At 40.0% G+C, this 25,731-nt stretch carries 24 protein-coding genes, 4 tRNA genes and 1 pseudogene; 1 reads left to right on the top strand and 28 read right to left on the bottom strand.

Features of this window, described 5'->3' with window-relative positions; genetic code table 11:
• Positions 1–7: 7 nt before the first annotated feature.
• From yycF to ACIFPW_RS11750, 20 genes and pseudogenes are all read right to left on the bottom strand, one after another.
• On the bottom strand, positions 8–715 hold the full coding sequence (gene yycF, locus ACIFPW_RS11845) for a response regulator YycF (protein ID WP_098445599.1): 708 nt from the start codon (positions 713–715) through the stop codon (positions 8–10).
• A 268-nt stretch (positions 716–983) separates the two neighbouring features.
• The gene (locus ACIFPW_RS11840) at positions 984–2,390 is read right to left on the bottom strand and encodes a peptidoglycan DD-metalloendopeptidase family protein (RefSeq protein ID WP_430244404.1); all 1,407 of its coding nucleotides are present in this window, start codon (positions 2,388–2,390) and stop codon (positions 984–986) included.
• Between the two features lie 292 nt (positions 2,391–2,682).
• A tRNA-Phe gene (locus ACIFPW_RS11835) sits at positions 2,683–2,758 on the bottom strand.
• A gap of 177 nt (positions 2,759–2,935) precedes the next feature.
• Positions 2,936–3,011, bottom strand: a tRNA-Asp gene (locus tag ACIFPW_RS11830).
• Between the two features lie 119 nt (positions 3,012–3,130).
• A tRNA-Met gene (locus tag ACIFPW_RS11825) sits at positions 3,131–3,207 on the bottom strand.
• A 171-nt stretch (positions 3,208–3,378) separates the two neighbouring features.
• Positions 3,379–3,454 (bottom strand) — tRNA-Lys (locus ACIFPW_RS11820).
• A 118-nt stretch (positions 3,455–3,572) separates the two neighbouring features.
• Positions 3,573–4,010: a PilZ domain-containing protein gene (locus tag ACIFPW_RS11815; protein WP_194218166.1), complete on the bottom strand. Its 438-nt coding sequence runs from the start codon at positions 4,008–4,010 to the stop codon at positions 3,573–3,575.
• Between the two features lie 128 nt (positions 4,011–4,138).
• A complete protein-coding gene (locus ACIFPW_RS11810) occupies positions 4,139–5,425 on the bottom strand; it encodes an adenylosuccinate synthase (RefSeq protein WP_430244402.1) in 1,287 nt (428 codons plus the stop codon).
• 245 nt (positions 5,426–5,670) lie between these two features.
• Complete coding sequence (dnaB, locus tag ACIFPW_RS11805) at positions 5,671–7,032, bottom strand: replicative DNA helicase (protein ID WP_194218164.1); 1,362 nt, start codon at positions 7,030–7,032, stop codon at positions 5,671–5,673.
• 48 nt (positions 7,033–7,080) lie between these two features.
• Positions 7,081–7,524: a 50S ribosomal protein L9 gene (gene rplI / locus ACIFPW_RS11800; RefSeq protein WP_194218163.1), complete on the bottom strand. Its 444-nt coding sequence runs from the start codon at positions 7,522–7,524 to the stop codon at positions 7,081–7,083.
• A pseudogene (locus tag ACIFPW_RS11795) lies at positions 7,521–9,497 on the bottom strand (DHH family phosphoesterase). The gene rplI and the pseudogene ACIFPW_RS11795 overlap by 4 nt, the downstream one beginning before the upstream one ends.
• A 15-nt stretch (positions 9,498–9,512) precedes the next feature.
• Complete coding sequence (locus ACIFPW_RS11790; RefSeq protein ID WP_430244399.1) at positions 9,513–10,439, bottom strand: YybS family protein; 927 nt, start codon at positions 10,437–10,439, stop codon at positions 9,513–9,515.
• Between the two features lie 369 nt (positions 10,440–10,808).
• A complete protein-coding gene (locus tag ACIFPW_RS11785; protein ID WP_194218160.1) occupies positions 10,809–11,108 on the bottom strand; it encodes an HPr family phosphocarrier protein in 300 nt (99 codons plus the stop codon).
• A 156-nt stretch (positions 11,109–11,264) separates the two neighbouring features.
• On the bottom strand, positions 11,265–11,501 hold the full coding sequence (gene rpsR, locus ACIFPW_RS11780) for a 30S ribosomal protein S18 (RefSeq protein ID WP_048311135.1): 237 nt from the start codon (positions 11,499–11,501) through the stop codon (positions 11,265–11,267).
• A 63-nt stretch (positions 11,502–11,564) separates the two neighbouring features.
• The gene (gene ssb, locus ACIFPW_RS11775; RefSeq protein WP_098445609.1) at positions 11,565–12,077 is read right to left on the bottom strand and encodes a single-stranded DNA-binding protein; all 513 of its coding nucleotides are present in this window, start codon (positions 12,075–12,077) and stop codon (positions 11,565–11,567) included.
• Between the two features lie 26 nt (positions 12,078–12,103).
• A complete protein-coding gene (rpsF, locus tag ACIFPW_RS11770) occupies positions 12,104–12,400 on the bottom strand; it encodes a 30S ribosomal protein S6 (RefSeq protein WP_048311133.1) in 297 nt (98 codons plus the stop codon).
• Positions 12,401–12,541: 141 nt separating this feature from the next.
• Complete coding sequence (gene ychF, locus ACIFPW_RS11765; protein ID WP_194218157.1) at positions 12,542–13,642, bottom strand: redox-regulated ATPase YchF; 1,101 nt, start codon at positions 13,640–13,642, stop codon at positions 12,542–12,544.
• A 196-nt stretch (positions 13,643–13,838) separates the two neighbouring features.
• The gene (locus ACIFPW_RS11760) at positions 13,839–14,036 is read right to left on the bottom strand and encodes a DUF951 domain-containing protein (protein WP_430244397.1); all 198 of its coding nucleotides are present in this window, start codon (positions 14,034–14,036) and stop codon (positions 13,839–13,841) included.
• Positions 14,037–14,049: 13 nt separating this feature from the next.
• Positions 14,050–14,934 carry a mechanosensitive ion channel family protein gene (locus ACIFPW_RS11755; protein WP_430244394.1) on the bottom strand — a complete coding sequence of 295 codons (885 nt, stop codon included), beginning with the start codon at positions 14,932–14,934 and terminating at the stop codon, positions 14,050–14,052.
• A gap of 25 nt (positions 14,935–14,959) precedes the next feature.
• Positions 14,960–15,982, bottom strand: coding sequence for a YkvI family membrane protein (locus ACIFPW_RS11750; RefSeq protein WP_194218154.1), 1,023 nt, complete (start codon positions 15,980–15,982; stop codon positions 14,960–14,962).
• Between the two features lie 125 nt (positions 15,983–16,107).
• Between ACIFPW_RS11750 and yyaC the strand changes: the two genes are divergently transcribed.
• On the top strand, positions 16,108–16,737 hold the full coding sequence (gene yyaC, locus ACIFPW_RS11745) for a spore protease YyaC (protein ID WP_430244392.1): 630 nt from the start codon (positions 16,108–16,110) through the stop codon (positions 16,735–16,737).
• 135 nt (positions 16,738–16,872) lie between these two features.
• Here the strand turns inward: yyaC and ACIFPW_RS11740 are convergent, their stop codons facing one another.
• The 8 genes from ACIFPW_RS11740 to mnmE form a co-directional block, all read right to left on the bottom strand.
• Positions 16,873–17,586 (bottom strand): DUF554 domain-containing protein, encoded by a 714-nt coding sequence (locus ACIFPW_RS11740; RefSeq protein ID WP_430244390.1) that lies wholly within the window; start codon positions 17,584–17,586, stop codon positions 16,873–16,875.
• 13 nt (positions 17,587–17,599) lie between these two features.
• The gene (locus ACIFPW_RS11735; protein ID WP_430244388.1) at positions 17,600–18,748 is read right to left on the bottom strand and encodes an aminotransferase class V-fold PLP-dependent enzyme; all 1,149 of its coding nucleotides are present in this window, start codon (positions 18,746–18,748) and stop codon (positions 17,600–17,602) included.
• A 76-nt stretch (positions 18,749–18,824) separates the two neighbouring features.
• Complete coding sequence (locus ACIFPW_RS11730) at positions 18,825–19,673, bottom strand: ParB/RepB/Spo0J family partition protein (RefSeq protein ID WP_430244386.1); 849 nt, start codon at positions 19,671–19,673, stop codon at positions 18,825–18,827.
• A complete protein-coding gene (locus tag ACIFPW_RS11725; RefSeq protein ID WP_371017943.1) occupies positions 19,666–20,451 on the bottom strand; it encodes a ParA family protein in 786 nt (261 codons plus the stop codon). Before ACIFPW_RS11725 ends, ACIFPW_RS11730 begins: the two co-directional genes overlap by 8 nt.
• A 169-nt stretch (positions 20,452–20,620) precedes the next feature.
• Positions 20,621–21,460 (bottom strand): nucleoid occlusion protein, encoded by an 840-nt coding sequence (gene noc, locus ACIFPW_RS11720; protein WP_194218148.1) that lies wholly within the window; start codon positions 21,458–21,460, stop codon positions 20,621–20,623.
• A gap of 118 nt (positions 21,461–21,578) precedes the next feature.
• Positions 21,579–22,292 carry a 16S rRNA (guanine(527)-N(7))-methyltransferase RsmG gene (gene rsmG / locus ACIFPW_RS11715; protein ID WP_226615958.1) on the bottom strand — a complete coding sequence of 238 codons (714 nt, stop codon included), beginning with the start codon at positions 22,290–22,292 and terminating at the stop codon, positions 21,579–21,581.
• A gap of 18 nt (positions 22,293–22,310) precedes the next feature.
• Positions 22,311–24,194 (bottom strand): tRNA uridine-5-carboxymethylaminomethyl(34) synthesis enzyme MnmG, encoded by a 1,884-nt coding sequence (gene mnmG / locus ACIFPW_RS11710; RefSeq protein WP_430244384.1) that lies wholly within the window; start codon positions 24,192–24,194, stop codon positions 22,311–22,313.
• Positions 24,195–24,218: 24 nt separating this feature from the next.
• Positions 24,219–25,595: a tRNA uridine-5-carboxymethylaminomethyl(34) synthesis GTPase MnmE gene (mnmE, locus tag ACIFPW_RS11705; protein WP_430244382.1), complete on the bottom strand. Its 1,377-nt coding sequence runs from the start codon at positions 25,593–25,595 to the stop codon at positions 24,219–24,221.
• Between the last annotated feature and the right edge of the window lie 136 nt (positions 25,596–25,731).

Genomic DNA, 25,731 nt, shown 5'->3' with positions numbered 1-25,731 from the left:
CTAAAGTTTACTGCTCCTGTTCCGGTTCACGCATATAGTAGCCAACGCCACGTCTTGTAATAATCCACGTCGGATGGCTTGGATTATCTTCGACTTTCTCGCGTAATCGACGTACTGTTACATCTACTGTTCTAACATCGCCAAAATAATCATATCCCCAAACAGTTTGTAACAAATGCTCTCGTGTCATAACTTGACCTATATGTTTTGATAAATAATGTAGCAATTCAAACTCTCTATGTGTTAACTCAATTGATTCTTCACGCTTCGTAACAAGATAAGCATCTGGATGAATCGTTAGCGCACCCACTTTAATAAGCGAGTTCGGTGAAGATTCTTTCTCAGGCTCCTGCTGACGACGGCGCAAATTGGCTTTTACACGCGCAATAAGCTCACGTGTACTGAAAGGCTTTGTCACATAATCATCAGCACCAAGCTCAAGACCTAGCACCTTATCAATTTCAGAATCCTTTGCCGTTAGCATAATAATTGGCATTTCATATTTTTTACGAACTTCACGACAAACTTCCATTCCGTCACGTTGAGGTAACATGATATCAAGAAGAATCATATCTGGATTCTCTTCCTCAACTTTAGCAATAGCCTCGTCTCCATCGTAAGCACAAACTACCGTAAAGCCTTCCTTCTCAAGATTAAATTGCAGAATATCCGCAATTGGTTTTTCATCGTCTACAACAAGAATTTTCTTGTCCATTATGAACGCTCCTTCTTTGATATGACAATATCAATTTACCGTTGATATGAAACATGCATACTTTTGTCTATTTTATCATATTATGTAGGTTTTATTACGATTCCCTACCGCTCTTCCCTTAACTTCTATAAGAGAAACGCTACGTCCTTTCTCTTTCGTCTTATAACATCGTTACCTAATGGCTTATGAAGTCCTACTAATGCATTCGCCCTTCAAACACATCTTTCGCCAGGAAGCCATAAAAGAAACCTTCAGTTTTCACTGAAGGTTATTTTTTCACGTAATTCATTGGATTTTCAAGATCACCGTTCTTATATACTTCAAAATGAAGATGAATACCTGTTGAATCTCCTGTATTACCCATAACTCCAATTTTGTTACCCTTTTGAACCGTATCGCCAACTGAGACAGAAATGGACGCCAGGTGAGAATAAGTTGTTTTTAAACCGTTATTGTGATTAACAGTAACCTGGTTCCCATAACCACTTCGCTTACCTGCAGCTGTAACCTTTCCATTATCCACTGTACGGATTGTTTTATCTGATACCCCCGCAATATCGATTCCTTTATGGTAAGATCCCCAGCGATCGCCCTGCTTACTTGTAATTGTTCCTCCTACAGCAGGCCATGCAAATGAACCAGTTCCTTTTGAGGGAATTACCTTTGTTCCAATTTTAATTACCTCATCTACAGGTTCCTTAGAAACGTCTTCTTTCACAACTTTCTTTTCAACGGCTTTTCCATTTTCGCGTTTTACTTTATAAGTAACAGTCTTCTTACCCTTTTCTCCATCTTGCGCTACTTTCTTCTCACCCTTTAAGAGAGAATCACTTTTCTTCTTAGTAACTTGATATGGAATTTCTTTTGTTTTTTCAATTTCTACCGTTTCCATCACGTTTACAAATTTATTCTTCTCAAGAACGTTTAATTGATCACCCTTTTGTATCTCATCCTCACTAGAAAGGTTATTTTTTTCCATTAATTCTTTAACATCCATGTTAAACTTTTTAGCTACTTGTTTAAGAGATTGGTTTTCTGTAACTTTATATGGTACCTCTTCTTCAAAACCTGATTTAAGGAGGGACACTCCTTCCTCCTCCGTTAAAATATCCTCTGGGTTCACTTCATTCTTTTCAACTGTAAACGGTTGTGAGAGCTCAACAGCATCGATCGGATGAGGCTTATCACCTGATTCGAATACATTCAGACTTGTTCTCTCAATTTGCTTCACTTTATCATCAGTAAGTAAGGACTTAGCGTACTCCCATAGAGCATCTTTTGCTTGTTCCTCACTCACGAAGCTCCCTACCTGCTCTCCATCAAACGATAGGGTATACCCTTCACCAGTAAACGTAATTTCTTCATCTAATTGCTCGAGTGCTTCCTTATTGTCAACTGAAGGTTTAAATAAGCGTTCCGTCACAACCTCCACGTCATTCTCAACTGATAACTTCACACCATTTGCTTCTTGTTCTTTTTTTAATTCCTTTATATTTTCGTTCAACACCGCTCGACTATCCACAGTGCCTACGTTTTCTCCATCTATATAAACGTGATAAACAGGCTTCATGAGATTATAAACTGATGCACCAACTGGTTCTATCCAAAAAAGTGTACTAACACTCGTTACAATGACCGAAAGTTGTATAAAACGACGTACATTTATTTTTTTCATGTGACTTCCTCCCGCTAAAGCTAAAACTATCTTTTTTGCTCACGTTTCGCACTTTATCACATACAGGAAGTCACATGGGTACAAATACTCAACTTGTAATAAAAATGTAGTCGTTTCGTCACGATCGTGGCAACTCATACCAGAAAACTGGAAGGTTCTTCATCGATTACCTTACACTTTGAATAAGGATCACGACTGCAGGAAATAGTTCGCTTTAAAAAATCTACAACAAAAAACGCATACCTCTCAATGAGAGATATGCGATATATGTACGTTGTTAATTGAAAAATAATGGTGGCTCCGGACGGAATCGAACCGCCGACACGTGGATTTTCAGTCCACTGCTCTACCGACTGAGCTACAGAGCCATATAAGATATACTGTCCATCAGCTTATGCTGTGTAAAACTCTGTCCCTTCCTCTACAAGCCTTGCTTTGAAGCTAGCTGTGTCGGGACAACTCGTCGGAAATTCGATGAAGCTTTGCTCGTTGCTCTACCGACTGAGCTACAGAGCCATATTACTAATTCCATTTAATAGATTAAATGGCGGTCTCGACGGGAATCGAACCCGCGATCTCCTGCGTGACAGGCAGGCATGTTAACCGCTACACCACGAGACCATTCTAATATTGTTCACTTACGTTTGAGAGAAATCATACCAAGTTATGTGTTTAGGTTGCCCCTGAAGGGACTCCGATAAAAATTTAACAAGGAAGATTAATCGACGCAGTTAAATTTTTGGTTGCGGGGGCAGGATTTGAACCTGCGACCTTTGGGTTATGAGCCCAACGAGCTACCGAACTGCTCCACCCCGCGACGATATGAATGAAAGATTGCTGCACTTGCTTCTTTATGCTGTGCACTGTTTCGTCCTCTGCAAGATTATGCTCCGATGCGTATCCGTCGAAACAACTCGATGTTGATTCAATGAAGTAACGCTCGTTGCTCCACCCCGCGACGATATGTATCATTTTCATCTAAAGAAAATGGTGAGCCATGAAGGACTCGAACCTTCGACCCTCTGATTAAAAGTCAGATGCTCTACCAACTGAGCTAATGGCTCGTCATAAGTATCGTGTAACGACGACAAGATTTATCATATCATTGGATTTCATAAAAAGCAAGAGATCTTGAAAAGAAAATAAAAAAACAGCCATGGAGTAAGTTAACTCTGTCCTAATTTACCCCTTTGCCTGTTTATTTAATCGCTCTTTCATCATTTCACGAATTTCTTGTTTCCGACGATGACGTTTAATAGCGAAACGATTGACCTCTTGAAAAATGAGAGAGGATTCCTTATCCGTTTTGAGATGAAACTTCACACCAAAAAAGTGGCTTGCTCTTGTGTTTGGATCATTAGGATCGTTTGGCTTCCCCCACACCACTTCACCTGTAATGCGAAATGGTTCATCATTTAACTTAATCGAAAACTCCATATTCGTATGCATTGGCGCTTCGAAATCTACAGAAAAACCAATACCTTCAAGTCCGATATCATGAATATAAATTTTATGGTTAAAATCCGTAGCGACAGGTGTGTTCTTTTCAATAATTCTCATCCTTGCAGCAAAAGGAACGTCAAGCTGCTGACGAAAGACCTGTCTTTTATTCCGACTCATGCGAACACCTCATCAAAGTTTAACAATTTTGATAGTCCAAGTTTACCACAAAAATCGTTTTTCTGCAGAATTTTCCAACTTCTAATGTTCTAAAAAAAGCTGGCAGTCTCAGCTGCCAGCTCGATTAATTAAGCAAAAACGCCACGAATCATATTTGTTTGATTACGGTCTGGACCTACTGAGAAGATTGATAATGGAATACCTGTCAATTGTGAAACACGCTCAATGTAGTGACGTGCGTTAGGTGGTAAATCACCAAGGTTTTTCACACCAGTAATATCTTCTGTCCAACCAGGCATTTCTTCATAAACAGGTTCACATTCAGCAAGAACCTTAAGGCTTGTTGGGAACTCTTCAATAACTTCACCTTTGTATTTATAGGCTGTACAAATTTTAAGCGTTTCGATGCCAGTCAGTACATCAATGGAATTTAGAGAAAGATCGGTAATTCCGCTTACGCGGCGTGCATGTCGTACTACAACACTGTCGAACCAGCCAACTCTGCGCGGTCTGCCAGTCGTTGTACCATATTCATTTCCTACTTCACGAATTTGGTCGCCTACTTCATCATGAAGCTCAGTAGGGAACGGACCGTCACCTACTCGTGTCGTATAAGCCTTCGAAACACCAACAACATGATTAATTTTACTAGGTCCTACACCTGAACCAATTGTAACCCCACCAGCAATTGGATTTGAAGACGTTACAAATGGGTATGTACCCTGATCGATATCAAGCATGACACCTTGTGCACCTTCAAATAGAACACGACGTCCTTCATCAATGGCATCATTAAGGACTACTGAAGTATCTACAACATACTTTGCAATCTTTTGGCCGTACTCGTAGTATTCTTCAAGAATATCTTCTTTTTTAAAGCCTTCAACTTCATACATTTTCTCTAGAAGACGATTTTTATCAGTTAGGTTACGCTCCAGCTTCTCTTCAAATACTTCTCTGTCAAGTAGATCACAAATACGGATTCCCACTCTTGCAGCTTTGTCCATATATGCTGGTCCAATTCCTTTTTTCGTTGTGCCAATTTTATTTTCGCCTTTGTACTCTTCTTCCACGACATCAAGCTTCAAGTGATAAGGAAGAATAACATGTGCGCGATTGCTAATGCGCAGGTTATCTGTATTAATATTGCGTTCATGTAAATAGTCAAGTTCTTCAAGAACAGCTTTTGGATCAACAACCATTCCGTTTCCGATGACACAAATTTTATCGTCATAAAAAATTCCTGATGGAATCAAGTGAAGTTTGTACTTCGTATCATTAAATACAATTGTATGTCCTGCATTGTTTCCACCCTGATAACGAGCGACAACTTCTGCATTTTCCGAGAGGTAATCCGTAATCTTTCCTTTACCTTCATCGCCCCACTGTGTTCCTACCACAACTACTGATGGCATTTGAGCACCTCCAGATGCTTCTTACGATTAATTCATCAAGAAGCATACTTCTTTTTTTAAAAAACCCAGGGTAAGTGTACCAATTTGATGGTTGTAAGTCAACAAACCCGAACAATTATATAAATAAATATAATTATGTTCGTTATTTAGTTATTTCTTTTGAATAAAAATAAGACAAATGGAGTGCCTTTATTATGCTCATTTTTGTGAACTATAATAAAAAAAGCCTCATAAAAGAGGCTTTTTTAGGCACCTGGTGGCATGTCACCTTCATCATGACGCCTTTCTAGGTTAACGAATTTATTGTATTCTTTCACAAAAGCAAGCTCTACTGTTCCAACTGGGCCATTTCGCTGCTTTGCAATAATAATTTCAATGATGTTTTTATTTTCCGATTCCTTATCATAATAGTCATCTCGGTATAAGAACGCGACAATATCAGCATCCTGCTCAATACTTCCAGATTCACGTATATCAGACATCATTGGTCTTTTATCCTGTCTCGACTCAACTCCACGAGAGAGCTGTGATAGTGAAATGAGAGGTACTTCTAGTTCACGTGCAATGCCTTTTAAGGACCTCGATATTTCGGAAACTTCTTGTTGTCTGTTCTCCCCAGATCCATTACCACGAATAAGCTGCATATAATCAATTAGAATCATGCCAAGGCCCTTCTCCTGCTTCAAGCGTCGACATTTAGCACGAATATCACCAACTCGTATACCAGGAGTATCATCAATATAAATACCGGCATTTGAAAGACTACCCATAGCCATCGTCAGCTTCTGCCAGTCATCTCCTGTCAGTCCACCTGTTCGAAGACGTTGTGCATCAATATTCCCTTCAGCACAGAGCATACGCATAACAAGCTGTTCAGCACCCATCTCAAGACTAAAGATCGCAACATTTTCATCCGTTTTCGTAGCGACGTTTTGAGCAATGTTAAGAGCAAAAGCTGTCTTACCTACAGAAGGTCTTGCTGCAACGATAATCAAGTCATTTCGTTGAAAGCCTGCGGTCATTCGATCAAGCTCAGAAAACCCTGTAGGAATGCCTGTAATATCTTCCGTACTGTTTTGTAGCATTTCAATATTGTCATAGGCAGTTACAAGAACATCTTTAATAGATATAAATGCTCCTGTATTCTTTCGCTGAGAAACCTCCATAATGGATTTCTCAGCTTCTGATAGAAGGTTTTCAATCTCATTTTCTTTCGCATATCCATCGGAAGCTATATCAGTGGCGGCGCGAATAAGTCTTCTTAAGATTGATTTCTCTTCTACAATTTTAGAATAATACTCAACGTTCGCAGCCGTAGGAACTGAATTAGCCAGATCACTTAGGTAAGATACTCCACCAATTTCTTCAAGAATTTTAAGATCCTGCAGCTCTGATGTAACCGTGACAAGATCGACAGGCTCACCCTTCTCGGAGAGATCAATCATGACAGAGAAAATCTTCTGATGTGCCGCTCTATAAAAGTCTTCTGGCTGCAATACTTCCGTTGCTGTTGTCAGAGCATCAATTTCTAAGAAAACAGCACCGATTACCGCTTGTTCAGCTTCTATATTTTGAGGTGGCGTACGATCAGCAAATAAATCACTCATGTTGTTTTCCCCCTGAGCATTTCGCTATTTTCCACCCGTGATCACCTATTATTGCTCTACCACATGTACTTTAACAGTTGCTGTTACATCATGGTGCAATTTAATGGGTACATTCGTGTATCCCAGTGAACGGATTGGTTCATCAAGCTCGATTTTACGTTTATCCACTTTAATGTCGTGCTTTTTCAGTTCTTCAGCAATATTTTTACTTGTAATGGATCCAAATAAACGGCCGCCTTCACCAGATTTTGTTTCCAATTCAACTTCAAGGCTTTCGATTGTTTCCTTCAGTGCTTTAGCCTCATCAAGCTCTTCCTGAGCCTTTTTATCATCACTGCGCTGTTTTGCTTTTAAAGTTTTCATATTTGCATTATTTGCTTCTAGAGCTAGATTATTCTTCAACAGATGGTTACGAGCATAACCGTCTGCCACATTTTTCACTTCGCCTTTTTTACCTTTACCTTTTACGTCTTCTAAGAAAATCACTTTCATGATTCATCTTCGCTCCCTTCCAAATAGTTATCAATTGTTTCCTTAAGCAATTCTTCTGCTTCTTCGATTGATCCAGAATCAATTTGCGTCGCAGCATTGGTTAAGTGCCCACCGCCATTAAGGCCTTCCATTATAATCTGAACATTAACATCACCAAGCGATCTTGCGCTAATGCTAATCTTACCATCAGTTCGTTTTGAAATAACGAAAGAAGCAATCACGCCGCTCATTGATAAGAGCGTGTCTGCGGCTTGGGCAATCAATACTTGATCATATGTTTGATCTCTTTCACCGAGTGCAATCGCAATACCGCTTCGATAGATGTGCGATTTCTCGATAATTCTGGCTCTCCTAATATACTAGGCAATGTCTTCACGTAGAAACTCCTGTACAAGAACAGTATCAGCTCCATGTGCCCTTAAATAGGATGCAGCGTCAAACGTTCTAGAACCGGTTCTAAGCGTAAAGCTTTTTGTATCCACAATAATCCCTGCTAAAAGAGCTGTTGCTTCCATAATGTCCATTTTGAGCCTTTTAGGCTGGTATTCAAAGAGTTCCGTTACAAGTTCAGCTGTAGAAGAAGCATATGGCTCCATATACACAAGAACTGGATCTTCAATAAACTCTTCTCCACGTCTATGATGATCAATAACAACCACATGGTCAAGCTTTTGTAAAAGGCGCTCTTCCATCACAAGAGAAGGTTTATGGGTATCGACGACAACTAGAAGCGTATTCGGTGTACAATTCTCAAGCGCATCTTCAGGGTCAATAAAGCGAGCCCAAAGTTGGTCATTCCCTTCAATCTCTTCCATTAATCTTGAGACACCACTTGTCCGTTGGTTTTGATCAAAAACGATAGAACCTTCTTTTCCATTAGCCTGTGCTACTTTTAATATACCTATCGATGCACCGATAGAATCCATATCAGGATTTTTGTGTCCCATAATTATGACTTGATCACTATCCAGTACAAGTTCTCTTAAAGCGTGAGAAATAACTCGTGCTCGAACCCTTGTCCGCTTTTCAATTGGATTGGTCTTTCCTCCATAGAACTTCACTTTCCCGGTTGTCTGCTTAATCGCCACCTGGTCACCACCACGTCCAAGTGCTAAATCAAGACTAGATTGAGCTAATTGACCAAGTTCCGTAAGTGTACTATGGCCACTACCAATACCTATACTCAATGTAATGGAAATGTTCTCTTTCGAAGTAGCTTCACGCACTTCATCAAGGATAGAGAATTTATTTTTCTCCAAATCCTGAAGGATCTTTTGATTTAATACAGCAAAGAATTTCTCAGATGAACTTCGCTTCAAGAAAATTCCCTGCTCATCAGCCCAGTTATTTAGAATCGAGGTAACAGAGCTGTTTAAGTTACTACGCACCTGATCACCAAGTCCCTGGGTTACTTCTTCATAGTTATCCAGATAAATAATCCCAACAACCGTTTTTTCTTCGCTATAAAGACGTTGTATTTCTACTTTTTCACTCACATCAAAGAAATAGAGAAGTCTTTCTTCTTGTTTGAAATACGTTTTGTACTTACGATCATGGATCGTTAAAATTTCTTCATTCGCTTCTGACTTCAAAAAGGGAAGAATTTGCTCTGATATATCATTCAACGAAAGTCCTATCAACTGTTCTTTCTCCATCATGATAGGCAAATATGGATTGGTCCATTCGATGTGATAATCCTCATCATACAGCAATATTCCAAAAGGCATCTCCATAAGAGCCTCGTCTCCCACCTTCTTCACGCGGTGAGACAGAGTTGATACGTAATCCCTAAGTGCAGCTTGAAATAAAGATTCAGCTCGAATCGCTGTATAAACAAGAAGCGTCATGACCACTACGCTTCCAACCCCTAATATCCAGTTGTAATAGGTGATGATGCCGATAAACAGGATGGAAATGACGAACAAGGCTACCACATGATAACCATGCCACCGTTTCGTTAAAAACTTTGGCATACTTTCAGCTCCTACCTATGATTTCATTCTCCTTCGCAATTCGAAACCAAGATCAATGATTCCAATAATAACAATAAATGATGTTAGTGCGAAGCCAAGAACCGTTAACAGAATTGGCACGACGATGGGCCACCCCTTTTGATGGCTAAAAAAGTAAATGACTGCAATCCCCTGAACAAATATCAGTGCGTTGAGTATTAAGTAAACGTTAATGGATGCAACAAATACAGCAGATCCTTCTTCTAATCCTACCATCATAACAATAGTAACAACTAAATAATACCATAAAAAACTCTTCGGAAATGACCATTCTCGGATTGGTGGAAAGACTGGTGGATGAAAATTCCCTACCCTCTTTAAAATCGGCACCGAAATAAGTTGAGATATAAGCGCAATAACCGCCCCCATTAACACAAGAACAGTTGGAATAAGATATCGAATCAAACTAATTTGATCCCTAGCCTGAGCAATTTGATCCGAATTCCCCCCTAAAGCTTTCGCCATTGACTCAGCCTGTTGAAAAGATTGATTCATCATTTCCATAGATAAATCGGCTGGATTTTGACCAATAAGTAAAATACTTGAAATGAAAATGATAACCAAACCAACAACATAAGCAATGGTACTACCAAGTAAAACAGCAAGCGCAGATTTACGAAGATAATATAAGTACCCAGCAGTTAAACCACCAAGACTAAATACTAAGGTAAAAGCAAACGAAGGTATACCAGCTGTTAATACCCCAATAACGATAGTGACGGCCCACATCACCAATCCACTCTTCAACCCATTCCGAACTACCATTAAAATAAACGGCACTGGAAGAGCCCATAAAGTAATTACACCAACAACAGGAACATACATCGTTACCAAAAATAAAACAGCAAACACAGCCGCAAGCGCAGCTCCTTCAACTAACGGTACAACAGCACGATTCTTCATCATTAACTCCTTTTCAGTAAAGCGGAAGTGAGCGATTAGGCTCGACAAGCACTGGAACCTTTTCATTTGAACACGGTCTTTGTGTTCGGAGGAAAAGGTGAAGTGATCGAGAGACTGCCCACTGCAGCTAGATCAGTAAAGCGGAAGTGGGCGATTAGGTCCGACTACTAAATAAATCTACATTCAGTCTCACGCCCTACCATACCAGTGTTTACACGAATTAAATAAACTACCTTTTATATAATTCAAAAAAACGGGTCGAAATCCCCTTACTACATTGTAAGAATTTCTGCCCGTTTCAGCAAATGTTTCATTAATTTGAATAGTAAGCATTAAGAAAAGGCTGTTTTCTAAACAGCCTACTATGTATTACATAAGAGATAAAGTCTCTTCTTTTGCGCTATCCATTTCATTTTGAAGCCATTCTTCTAATTGCATAGATGCTTCGGTAGCATCCTCACCGTCAGCAATAAGAAGAAGTGAGTCATTTTCTTTCACCGTAAGATTGAACGTTATAACGCTAGTTAAGTTCTTTGCGTTAATGCTATGACCATTACGATAAAGTGACACGTGACTGTTAAACGATTTCGCTTTTTTTACGAATGCCATAAGGGAGTTCATACTAAGCTGCTCTGTCAGATTAATTGTTGTTGTTTCCACATTTTTCATTATTGTGGTTCCTCCTTACAGATCTCTTGTAAGGTTCTTATTCCCTCAAAATGTGAAATGATAAACCACTTATTCTCAAACAATGTAAAAAAACATTATTTCAGAATAAACTTGTATAGAAAAAAACAGTGGGACATTGTCCCACTGTTTTAAAACTTACTCACCAAGTACGTATGGTAGTAAAGCCATTTGACGAGCACGTTTAACCGCACGAGTCAATTGACGTTGATATTTAGCGCTAGTACCTGTTACACGACGTGGAAGAATTTTTCCACGCTCAGATACGAAGCGCTTAAGAAGATCTGTATCTTTATAGTCGATGTAAGTGATTTTGTTTACTGTGAAGAAACAAACCTTTTTACGACGACCTCTGCGTCCACCTGGTCTTGCCATGGGTAGTTACCTCCTTTGCATTTAAAATTCGATCTCTGTTTTCACCGCTCGAAACAGAGAGTATTAGAACGGCAAGTCATCATCTGAAATGTCGATCGGCTTGCCATCGCTCGCAAACGGGTCATCTCCAAAATTGGAGTGATCACGGTTGTTATCACGATTTTGGTTCTGATTCCCGTAACCGCCGGTTTCTCTGTTTTGGTTGCCGCCACCGTAGTTACTACTGTTACCGCTTCCGCCACCGCCTTGGTTAGAACCTTTAGGCTCGAGAAATTGGACGCTTTCAGCCATCACTTCTGTCACAAACACACGCTGTCCCTGGCTATTATCATAAGAGCGAGTCTGAACTCGTCCATCTACACCAGCAAGGCTGCCTTTTTTCAAGAAATTGGCTGCATTTTCTGCCTGTCTGCGCCATACAACAATGTTGATAAAATCAGCTTCGCGGTCTCCCTGCTGATTCGTAAACGGGCGATTCACAGCAAGTGTGAAGTTCGCAACCGCTACGCCACTAGGGGTATAACGCAATTCAGGGTCTTTTGTTAAACGTCCAACTAATACGACGCGATTCAGCATCAGAACCCCTCCTATTTATAAAACAATTACTTTTTAGCTTCTTCTAGGTTGATCGTCATGAAACGAAGAACATCGTCGTTGATTTTCATCAAACGGCTGAATTCATCAATCGCTTCAGTATTACTGTTAATGTTAAGAAGCATGTAGATCCCGCTGTTGAAATTCTCGATTTCATAAGCAAGACGCTTCTTACCCATTTCTTTAGTTTCATTAATTTCCGCACCATTGTCTGTAAGGATACCGTTGAAACGCTCAACAAGAGCTTTCTGTGCATCCTCTTCAATGTTTGGACGGATAATGTACATAATTTCGTAGTTACGCATTCCGTTCACCTCCTTTTGGTCTAACGGCTCTTAACTGGAATTAAGAGCAAGGAGTAAGTATACAAAGATAATTACTCACAGCTTTAGATTATACCAAATTAATTCTTTATTAGCAAGTACCGTAGAAATTGAATCTATATCTTAAACGTTAAAGCGGAAATGGATCACGTCTCCGTCTTTTACAATGTACTCTTTTCCTTCAAGACGAACTTTTCCTTTTTCTTTCGCGATAGCCATTGTCCCAGCTTCAACTAGGTCATCATAAGCTACAATTTCTGCGCGGATAAAACCACGTTCGAAGTCTGTATGGATAATACCAGCTGCTTGTGGAGCTTTCATTCCAAGACGGAATGTCCACGCACGAACTTCTTGCTCACCAGCTGTGAAGTAAGTAGCTAGTCCAAGAAGGTCATAGGAAGCGCGGATTAATTTATTCAATCCCGGCTCAGAGATTCCGATGTCTTCAAGAAATGCATCTTTTTCTTCGCCTTCAAGTTCAGCGAGTTCGGATTCAATCTTCGCACAAACGACGATAACTTCTGCGCCTTCTTTTGCAGCATATTCACGAACTTTAGCCACATATTCATTATCAGTTGGGTCCAGAAGATCATCTTCGTCAACGTTTGCTACGTAAAGAACAGGCTTTTTCGTTAATAGATGGTAACCGTAAACAATTTTCTCTTCTTCTTCCGTTAGCTCTACGCTTCGAGCAGGCTGTTCTTCTTCAAATGCTTCCTTAAGCTTTGTGAGAACGTTAAATTCAGCTAGCGCTTCCTTATCTTTTTGCTTCGCCATTTTCTGAACACGGGCGATGCGCTTTTCTACTGATTCAAGGTCTGCGAGGACTAGCTCAAGGTTAATCGTTTCAATATCAGAAATGGGATCTACTTTACCAGAAACGTGTGTAATATTCTCATCATCGAAACAGCGAACAACTTGAGAAATCGCATCTACTTGACGAATATGAGAAAGAAACTTGTTTCCTAGGCCTTCGCCTTTACTTGCCCCTTTAACAATCCCAGCAATATCTGTAAATTCAAAAGCTGTTGGTACAGTCTTCTTTGGATTTACAAGCTCAGTTAGCTTTTGAAGACGCTCATCTGGAACTTCTACAATTCCAACGTTCGGATCAATTGTACAGAACGGATAGTTAGCTGACTCTGCTCCTGCCTGTGTAATTGCGTTAAATAAAGTTGACTTCCCAACATTTGGAAGTCCTACAATACCGGTGGTTAATGCCATCTCGGTCACTCCTTTAAAAGTATCTGCCTCAGAAGGCGATTTTTATAAATATAAAGATGGCTAAATGAGCCATAAATAGACTTTTTTGATCATCTTGTTCAACGAACGACATACCTTATCAATTATAGAGATGACGAAGCAAAAAAACAAGCGTCCCCCTTTCTCTATAAGTAAAATGACCGCCCAATATGGACGGTCACGATTCCGCATGCTCAAGAACTTTTTTCAATTTTCTAGAGAACTCTTTTCTTGGAAGCATCACACTATGGTCACACCCGAGACACTTGATTCGGATATCTGCTCCCATCCGAATTACTTTCCAACGGTTTTCTCCACACGGATGCGCTTTTTTCATTTCGACAATGTCATTCAAGCCAAAGTCTTTATCAGACATAAGGATTCCCCCTTTATGCTTTTTCTTTTACTTCACTTTGCTCATCACGCTGATACATGACAACGCGTGGCAGAGCAATTTCAATACCAATTTCATCAAAACGTTGTTTAACCGCTTTTCGGATTTCTCGCCCTATGACCCAGTGCTCCATTGGATGCACTTCTGAGATAATACGAAGAACTACTTCTGACTGCCCTAAATCCTGGACTCCAAGATATTCCGGTTTCACAATCATAGCATCAAACTGCTCATACAGCTCGTCCATTAAATCAATGATCACTTTCTCGGCTTCTTGTATATGTTCTTCATACGCAATGTTCACATCAACAACGGCAATACTATTATGAATAGAATAATTCGTTACTTGACTAATGTTACCATTCGGTAGGATATGAAGTTCTCCTGTCCAACTTTTAATTTTCGTAACGCGTAGTCCAATTTCTTCAACAAATCCTTCTACACTAGAGATACGGACATAATCGCCAACAGAAAACTGTTTTTCGAAAATAATAAAGAAACCTGTAATAACATCACGAACAAGGTTCTGTGCCCCGAAACCTACAGCAAGACCAACCACTCCGGCTCCAGCAATTAGGGTCCGAACGTCTACGCCAAATTCACTCAAAATCATAACTAGTGCAACAAAATAAGTAACATAGGTTAGAACATTCTCAATCAACCTTATGAGAGTCGCTTCTCTACGTTCCGATAACCGGAGGGGGCTTTTTAAACGAATAGAGAAAATCTGACCTAATGCTGATTTTGCTATTCGCAAAAAGATCCATGTACCAATTAAAATAGCTAAAATAGTAAGTGCACTTTTGACCATATTCCCCCAAAGCTCACGATTGGATAAATACTGATATGTAGGCGTCCACAAAGAATCGAACCAATCCAATCCACATACCTCCCAGTTTTTAGTACTATGATAACAAATCATACCGTTTAAGAACTGGGAAAATCAAGATAGATGCTAAAATATAGAGATTAAGTACACCGTACAGAGGGTATAAAAAAGCAATTAGTGTAGAAAAACCAAACGCAGTAAACGGAAGCATAATCATGACAATAATAAAAGCGACAATCCATAGAGGAAGACCAAGCAAATCTCGAAATCTCGATGTAAGACCAAAGACTCCACTTACAGCTGTAGTGTATATGGCTAACCATAGTAAGACAGACATAATCAAAATCATATAGTACGGATACGTTTTTAAGATCGCAAACAATGGGATCTCGTATAAAAGAAGGTCATGAGCCACCTGTATGAGTGATTGATTATAAAGAAAAGACACTCCCCCGAGAATTAATCCACTTCCAAGGCTCGCAATCCAAATTTCTCCTTTATGCTTAATTTGATGACCGACGGCTGAAAGGACTGCGACAAGTGGTAAAATATTTAGCGCTGTGAACGTAAAAGCCGCTGGCCAGTTCGCTTGTTTTGTCCAATTAAAAAGCATAGCTGAGGGATTCGAGTGAATGAACAATCCAAGTACTGAAAGTAAGAGAATAATAAGCAAAGGAAGAATAATGGCATTCATTGATAACATCCCGTTGATATCCCAGAAGAAAAGGATAATAACTAATACAGCAAGAATACAAATACCTAACCAATAAGGTAGATGAACCACTTCCATCGTTGCCCCACCACCTGCAAACATTACAATCGTTGTTGTAAACAAATACAGGATAATGAGTAAATCATAGATTCCGGTTAACTTTTTGCCCACAAGTCGTTCCAAAATCGGCAAATAATGAGTGGATTTCGTTTCGTAACTTATTTTCATAATCACATAACAACAAATCGAGAACATGACTGTAAATAAAATGATAGCCAGTACGCTTTCATGACCAAAAAATTGCCACAGTTCTCTCCCTGATGCATAGCCTGCACCAATCATCGTTCCTAATATAAGAAACAACCATTTCATTCCACCGCTTATCATGGCATTCCCTCCTAGTCTTACTCAATACGAAATTGAAGTAAAATCCACGGCAGAAATGATCTTGTATGTATAGATCACGTCAAAATTCCGTATACTGTTACTACTATTACAAAGGAGAGAATCCTATGAATCTTCGAGACAAGTTTTTTCAAAAAAAACCTGCTGTATATCGAATCCATCATGAGGATGATCTTGCTATAGAAACACTTAGTGAGAGGATTTCGCTTCTGCTGCCAACGAGAAGAACAGATTCAATTGTGATCGTTTGCATCGGAACGGATCGTTCAACGGGAGACGCTTTAGGCCCGCTTGTTGGAAGCAAATTGCAGCAGCTTCAGCCAAAAGCAACAGTATACGGTACGCTTGAGTCACCAGTTCATGCTGTGAATTTAAATGAAGTGATGACATCAATTGAACAGACGCACACTCGTCCATTTATTATCGGAATTGATGCTTGTCTCGGACGTCTTCACTCTGTTGGAATTATTACGGCAGGAGAGGGCCCTGTGAAGCCAGGTGCGGGAGTAAAAAAAGAGCTCCCAGAAGTTGGGGATATTCATTTAACAGGGATCGTGAATGTTAGTGGATTCATGGAATACTTTGTTTTGCAAAATACACGATTAAATTTAGTTATGAAAATGGCTGATGTTATGGCTATAAGTCTTCATCAATCTATTGAAGCATATGGATCAGATATGTCACTCGAGAAGAACAATGCCTTAAATTGGGGAGATGACCTTCTTCAACTTCCATAACGTCGACAAAAAGACCCGTATCCTGGTCATTTACAAAACCAGAGTACGGGTCTTTTTAATATAGATCTCTGTTACTAAATCATATGGTTTCTTGATTTTTGACTGCTTAACAAAACCTGATTAAATAATCGCATTCTAAAACATCGAAGGCATCAGGTACAGACTTGAGACAAGAATAGCTGCAATTAATAAAGCAGGGAGAAAGTTAGCTACTCGAATTTTAACAATACCGAGCAAGTTCAATCCAATTGCTAGAATCATAATTCCTCCTGCAGAAGTTACCTCTGCAATAAACGCATCGAGAAGGGCTTGGGGGACAAACTGGTTTATCTGTGCAGCAAAGAGAGCAAGAACTCCTTGATACAGCATTACGGGTATTGCTGAAAACAATACACCATAACCTAGCGTTGCTGTAAACATAATTGCAGTAAAACCATCTATTAAAGACTTTGTAAATAATATTGAGTGATCATTTCGTAGGCCACTATCAAGTGCCCCAAGAATAGCCATAGCACCAACAACGTAAACGAGTGTAGCTGTTACAAAAGCTTGAGCTACGCTGCCTTCCGAAGCAGCACCAGTTTTTCTCTCAATCCACTTCCCTAAACCATTCAGCTTTCCTTCTAGATTCCAATACTCACCTAGTATACCGCCCAGCACCAGACTGCCAATTACAATTAAGAACTGCTCGCTTTTCATGGCCATTTGTAGTCCGATAACAGAAACAACTAAAGCTAGGCCCTGCATAATTGTCGTTTTCGTTTGTTCAGGGATGCGACTGCTAACCGTGCCAATCAGCGTACCCGCAATAATGGCTGCACCATTCACAACTGTTCCTAATAATACCATTTCCTACATCTCCTCAGCCAAAGTACCCCTCAACAATTTCTTCTACTGCTTGGATGGTTTTATTAATTTCATCTATTGAATTATAAGGTCCCACACTTAATCGTACCGCTCCAGTAGTGGTCGTTCCGATCGTTTCATGTCCAAGTGGAGTACAGTGTAGGCCTGCTCTTACTGCAATCTCGTAATGCTGATCAAGTATAATTGCAATTTCCTGAGCATCAATTCCTTCAATAGTAAAAGGGATAACTCCAAGGCGTTCTTTATTAGGTCCATACACCTTCACATAATTAATTTCTTTTAATCCATTTATTAGATGCTCAGTTAAATGCAGTTCATGCATTCTTATTTTATGAAGACCCATTTTCTTCACTGCATTGAGACCTGCTAATAACCCGGCAATTCCTGGTGTATTGACGGTTCCGCTCTCAAGGCGTTCAGGGTATTTTAGTGGCTGATCGACCAACTCAGAACTACTCCCCGTACCGCCATGATATATAGGATTAAGCTCAACCGCTTTGCTAACCATTAGTACACCTGTACCCTGCGGACCAAGTAAACCTTTATGACCTGGGAAAGCCAATAGATCAACGCTCATTTGCTCCATATGAATAGGAATAATACCAGCTGTTTGGGAGGCATCTACGAGAAACGTAATTCCCTGTTCTCTGGCTATTTTTCCAATCTCATCGATAGGAATAATTTTACCAGTTAGATTAGAGCCATGTGAAACAATAATCATTTTTGTAGAAGATCGTATGGCATTGCAGAATGCCTCGACATCAAATTCCTCAGTCGTCTCCAGATTAATGTAATCCACTTCAATTCCTGAAGTTTTCTTCATATATTCTAAAGGACGACGTACTGAGTTGTGTTCATAAGAAGTGGTTAATACATGATCCCCTTCATTGAAGGAAAAACCTTTTATTGCCTGATTAAGAGCTCCTGTAGCGTTTGCTGTAAAACAAACGCGTTCAGGTTGGTCAAAGCCAAAAAAATCAGCCAGCTGTTCACGTGCTTGTACAATCATGTTATCAGCGCGCTTGGATAAAGCATGTCCACCACGACCTGGATTTGCCGCGTATTCGGTCATACACTCAGTCATAGCCTGAACAACTTCAGGCGGCTTAGGAAAGGACGTTGCCGCTTGATCAAGATAAATCACATTACCACCCCATTAAGTTCGTTTCAAATTCTACTAAGCTAGAATAAAAGCATAAACTGAATGGCAGTTTATGCTTTTATTCGTTATCTTCTTTCTCTAACACTTCTAATATGCGATTTAGATCTTCTTCTGAGAAAAACTCAATCTCTATTTTACCTTTTTTCTTCATTCTTTTAATTGAAACCGACGTTCCAAATCGCTCACGAAGGTGATCTTCCTTTTCCTTAAGAAACGGATCTGACTTCTCTTTTCTCTTTGTTTCACGTGAAACATTCTGATTCAATTCCGTAATTAACTTCTCTAGCTGGCGAACGTTTAATTTCTCCTGAAGAACTCGATCCGCAAGTGGCTTTCTAGCTTCTTTATTTTTTAATCCAAGTATCGCCCGCCCATGCCCCATCGTGAGCTTTCCGTCTGAAATATATTCCTGTACTTCAGAAGGTAACTGTAAAAGACGAAGGAAATTAGCGAGATGCGGTCTACTTTTACCCAGGCGTTTTGACAATTCTTCCTGTGTCACATCTGTTTCTTCCATCAGTTTCTGGTAAGCATGCGCCTCTTCAATCGGATTTAGATTCTCACGCTGCAAGTTTTCAATTAAGGCAATTTCCATCATTTTTCGATCTGTTAAATCTTTCACAACAGCTGGAACGGTTGTAAGACCTGCTTCTAAAGAAGCCCTATACCTCCGCTCACCTACAACAATTTCATAGCCTTTAATGCTTTGACGAACGATTAATGGCTGGAGGACACCGAAAGTTTGAATCGAAGCACCTAATTCTTCAATCGCTTCAGTACTAAACTTCTTTCTCGGTTGATAAGGGTTAGGACGGAGCTCATTAACGGGAATATCCCTCACAGTCTCGTTCTCATTTTGGGAAGGGAAAAAGGCGTTAATTCCCTTACCCAAACCACGATTAGTCATTGACTAACACTTCCTTTGCAAGTTCTAAATAGCATTCAGCCCCTCGAGATTTTGGATCATAGACAATGATTGGCTTCCCATGACTTGGCGCCTCACTCAAACGTACATTCCTTGGTATGATCACTCGATAGACTTTTTCTTGGAAGTACTTTTTAACTTCTTCAATCACTTGAATACCAAGGTTTGTCCTTGCATCAAGCATTGTTAACAGTACTCCTTCAATCTTTAATTCTGTATTTAAATGCTTTTGGACGAGTCGTACTGTATTAAGTAACTGACTTAGTCCTTCAAGTGCATAGTATTCGCATTGGACAGGAATAAGCACTGCATCTGCGGCTGTAAGAGCATTAATTGTTAATAACCCCAACGATGGAGGACAATCAATTATAATATAATCATAGTTTTTTTCAACTTTATTTAGCGCCCTTTTCAATCTTACTTCCCGGGAAATGGTGGGAACAAGTTCGATCTCTGCTCCTGCAAGCTGAATTGTTGAAGGAATGACGTGCAAATTCTCAACAATCGTCTCCTGAATAATGTCTCCAGCATCTAGGTCATCTACGAGGATGTTATACACACATTTTTCAATATCGCCTTTCTCAATCCCAACGCCACTTGTTGCATTCCCCTGAGGATCAATGTCAACAAGCAAGACCCTTTTACCAAGATAGGCGAGACAGGCACTTACATTCACTGAAGTGGTCGTCTTTCCCACTCCGCCTTTTTGATTTGCTACAGCAACAATATTCACCAAGATGTCACCCCATTCTCCAACCATTCTTTCTTTCTATTTTATCACGTTTGTTATTAGCCGGACGGTATTCTCAATAAAATTCCATTTCCTCCCTGAAAGAGATAGAAACAGAAAACAGCTCAGCATATTTGAAGTTAATACTATCTGTTTAACGTTTTATATGTACAAAAAAACTCATCCAGTTTGGATGAGTTTACTTCTTTTTAGGTATTCGGATCGTAAATTGATAGTATTCGTCATGGTCTTCTTCATCTGTATCAATCGTTAAACCAGTCTCTGTTACCATATCAAGCGATTGACGGATCGTATTGACAGCCAACCTCATATCTTTACTAACCGATTTTTTTCTAGGCTTCGGTTTAGGTACAGTGCCTTCTAGCATACGAACAACACGTTCTTCCGTCTGCTTCACATTCCATTGTCTTTCAAGAACTTCTGTGAGAACTTTTACTTGATTCTCAGGATTCTTAAGTGGAATCAAAGCACGAGCGTGTCTCTCCGTGATTTTTTTCTCGAGAAGCGCTCTTTGAACAGGCTCGGGGAGCTTCAGTAATCTAAGCTTATTCGCAATAGTAGATTGCCCTTTGCCAAGTCGCTGAGCGAGGCTCTCCTGAGTTAAATCATGTAGCTCAATAAGCTGGGCATAAGCCATAGCTTCTTCAACAGCTGTTAGCTCTTCACGCTGCAGGTTCTCGATAAGCGCAATAGAGGCTGTTTGAGAATCGTTAAATTCCTTAATAATGGCAGGAATTCGCTCCCAACCTAGCTTTTTCACTGCTCTCCAGCGTCTTTCCCCGGCAATAATTTCATACTTGCCTTCACGTTCTCGAACCACGATCGGCTGAATAACTCCATGGGTCTTTATCGTCTGAGATAGTTCAGTAATTCTCTCATCTATAAAAATTGTTCGAGGTTGGAAACGGTTTGGGATAATATCCTCAACAAGAAGCTGTTTCACTTCCTCTTGTTCTGCTTCCATCGTCTCGCTTTTTTCATCGTTCAAACCGAAAAGACGTGAAAACGTATGCTTCATCGCCTAACACCACCTTTAATCGACTCCTTAACTGATTCGCTGCTTCAAAACCGAATTCCTTCCGTCGTAGCAGCGTTCCATGTGAAACACCTATCCGTTCAAATGCAGTCCATCTTTATTATAAAGGATTTTTATTTGGTGTGCCTGGCTTTCTTGGATATTTTTTTGGAGTTGTTTTGATTTTTTTAATTGTAACGATATTACGCTCACTCTTTTCTTTAGGTAGTGTTAGCGTATCTCGTTTCACAACTTCTCCACCAAGAAGCTTAATCGCCTGTTTACCAGACTCTAATTCATCCTCTACACCTGGGCCTTTTAGCGCAACAAAATAACCGTTTGGTTTAACGAGAGGAAGACACAACTCACCAAGGACAGAAAGTCTTGCAACGGCTCTTGCTGTGACAACATCATACTTTTCACGATGATCTTTGTTTTTACCAAATAATTCAGCACGGTCATGATAAAATGACACATTTGTTAGCTTAAGTTTTGATGAAAGGTGTTCTAAGAAACCGATTCTCTTGTTAAGTGAATCGACAATAGTGATGCTTAAATGTGGAAAACAAATTTTAATAGGCAAACTTGGGAAACCTGCGCCCGCTCCCACATCGCAAATATGATAGTCAGAAGAGAAATCAAATGAGAACGCCGCCATGATTGAATCAAAGAAGTGCTTTTCGTAGACTTCCTCTTTATCAGTGATAGCTGTCAGATTCATTTTCTCGTTCCATTCAACTAGAATTTCATAGTATGTTTGAAATTGTTGAAGCTGTTCAGGAGAAAGAGTAATCCCTTTCTCCTCTAACAACTCCTGAAACTGTTGCTCGTTCATAGACCCTCCACTAGTACATTATTTTGCAATTTTAGCGATTTTCCCCTGTTCGATATACACAAGTAAGATCGATACATCAGCTGGATTAACTCCTGATACACGCGAAGCCTGACCAATTGAAAGAGGGCGAACCTCATCAAGTTTTTGCTTCGCTTCAGTTGCAAGACCACCAATCGCATAATAATCTATGCCCTCAGGAATTTTCTTTTCATCCATTTTCTTCATACGTTCCACTTGTTGAAGACTTTTATTAATATAGCCGCTATATTTAATCTGAATCTCAACTTGTTCTGAAACATCTTCAGGAATTTCAAAGTCTGCTGGTGCTAGTTGATGAATCTCTTGATAAGTTACTTCCGGTCTCTTCAATAAATTAGCTGCGTGAATAGCTTCCTTCAATTCAGTACTATTCTCCGGAAGAACATCATTAACCTGCTCGCCTGGTTTAATCACAATCTTCGCAAGACGCTTCATTTCTTGCTCGATCATTTCTTTTTTAGCAAGGAAACGATCATAGCGTTCTTTAGGAATCATGCCGATGTCATAACCGAGTTCTGTTAGTCTTAAATCTGCATTATCGTGACGAAGAAGAAGACGATATTCTGCTCGTGATGTTAATAGACGATATGGCTCGTTCGTTCCTTTCGTCACAAGGTCATCGATCATAACGCCAATGTACCCTTGAGAACGATCCAGAATCACCGCTTCACGCTCCTGTGCATTCCTTGCAGCGTTAATACCAGACATGATTCCCTGACCTGCTGCCTCTTCATATCCTGAAGTACCGTTTAACTGTCCTGCAGTAAAGAGGTTTTTCACTGTTTTTGTTTCAAGTGAAGGCCACAATTGGGTCGGAACAATAACATCATATTCGATGGCATAGCCTGCACGCATCATTTCAACATTTTCAAGACCAGGTACGGTTTTAAGAATTTGTTGCTGCAAATCCTCTGGAAGGCTTGTTGAAAGACCCTGCACATATACTTCCTTCGTATTGCGTCCTTCTGGTTCAAGGAAAATTTGGTGACGGGGCTTATCATTAAAGCGAACAATTTTATCTTCAATTGATGGGCAATACCTTGGGCCTGTCCCTTCAATCATACCTGAATACATCGGAGATCGATGCAAGTTATCATTGATGAGCTTATGCGTTGCTTCACCCGTATAAGTTAACCAACATGGCAGCTGGTCTGTAATAAAGTCTGTTGTTTCGTATGAAAATGCACGCGGTTTTTCATCACCGGGCTGAATTTCAGTTTTACTATAATCAATAGATTTATTATTTACACGTGGAGGCGTTCCTGTCTTAAAACGAACCATCTCAAAGCCCAATTCCTCCAAATGGTGCGACAAATTAACGGAAGGCTGCATGTTATTAGGGCCACTTTCATATGAAAGATCTCCAATAATAACGCGACCGCGCATGAACGTACCAGTTGTTAAAACAACAGATTTCGCCTCGAACTCTGCACCTGTTTTCGTAATAACTCCTTTGCAGACGCCATCCTCAACGATTAGTTTCTCAACCATGCCCTGTAAGAGCGTAAGATTATCCTGTTCTTCAATGGTTCGTTTCATTTCACTTTGATACAGTACTTTATCAGCCTGCGCACGCAGTGCACGTACAGCAGGCCCCTTACCTGTATTTAACATACGCATTTGAATATGCGTTTTATCTATATTTCGTCCCATTTCTCCACCAAGTGCATCAATTTCCCGCACAACAATTCCCTTTGCAGGACCTCCTACACTCGGGTTACATGGCATGAAAGCGACAGAGTCTAAGTTAAGTGTAAGCATGAGTGTTTTCGCACCCATTCTTGCTGAAGCGAGTCCCGCTTCCACACCGGCATGACCTGCTCCGACGACTATAACATCATAAGAATCGGCTTTATAACCCATTGCCGTATTCCTCCTTTTATCATCTTATTTCCCAAGACAAAACTGTGAAAATAACTGATCGATCAAACTCTCAGATACTGTATCACCAATTATCTCTCCAAGAATTTCCCACGTTCGAGTAATATCAATTTGTACCATATCAACCGGCATTCCTGCTTCAACAGCGCCTAACGCATCATCAAGCGTTCTTCGCGATTGTTCTAGCAAAGCAATATGACGTGAATTAGATACATATGTTAAATCCTGTGACTCTACTTCACCTGCAAAGAACAGTTCAGAGATGGATTGTTCAAGCTCATCAACGCCTTGTTCATGTTTTAATGAAGTCGTAATCATTGGATGCTCTTCTGCTAATTCTTTTACCTTAGTTAAATCTAGTTTCTCATCTAGATCCGTTTTATTCACGATAATAATAACATCCATGCCTTTTACCGCTTCGAACAACTTCTCATCTTCATGCGTCAACTCATCATTATAATTAAGCACAAGCAAGATGAGATCAGCTTGTTTCAAGCGTTCACGTGAACGTTCAACACCTATTCGCTCGACCAGATCTTCCGTTTCTCGAATTCCCGCTGTATCCACTAATCTTAAAGGCACGCCTCTTACATTAACATATTCCTCAATAACATCTCGGGTCGTACCAGGAACGTCTGTCACTATTGCCTTGTTTTCGTGAACAAGACTATTCAATAAGGATGATTTACCAACGTTTGGCCGTCCCACGATAACAGTAGATAAACCTTCACGCAAAATTTTTCCCTGTCGTGCTGTAATTAGAATACCTTCAATTTCCTTAGCCACCTGCTTTAATTGCGTGGTTAAAAGATCTTGCGTCATTTCTTCTGCATCATATTCAGGGTAGTCAATGTTCACTTCAACATGAGCAACTGTCTCAAGGAGTTGCTGTCTCAAGGTAGCAATCAGCGTCGATAAGCGACCCTCCATTTGATTTAACGCAACATTCATTGCTCGATCCGTTTTTGCTCGAATCAAATCAATAACAGCCTCTGCTTGCGACAAGTCAATTCGACCATTCAAAAAAGCTCGTTTAGTGAATTCACCTGGCTCTGCAAGGCGTGCACCACTACGCAAAACCAACTCAAGCACACGGTTTACAGATACCAGTCCACCGTGACAGTTGATCTCGACAATATCCTCTCTCGTAAATGTCCGGGGTCCTTTCATAATTGAAACCATCACTTCTTCAGCAACCTGCTCAGTATCAGGATCAATCAAATGACCATAATGAATCGTATGAGAATCAACGGATTCTAACGCCTGTTTGCCCTTATATAGCCGATCAGCTATCGCAACCGCCTCTGAACCACTAAGTCGGACAATCGCAATTGCCCCTTCTCCCATTGGAGTCGATATTGCAGCAATCGTTTCATATTCCAAAGTTATTCACCTCTCTAATCACACTTCTTTATTCTATTTATTTACGTTTTCTATATAATATAAGCTAGTATTAGTTTAACCAATTATCCACAGTGGATAACTTCATATCTTAAAGCTACAGACTAATCCACAATAC

The sequence above is a fragment of the Pseudalkalibacillus sp. NRS-1564 genome, assembly GCF_050467905.1.
GTDB lineage: Bacteria > Bacillota > Bacilli > Bacillales > Guptibacillaceae > Guptibacillus > Guptibacillus hwajinpoensis_B.
Note: the sequence above shows the minus strand (reverse complement) of the source record. Positions and strands in the feature narration are given on the sequence as shown.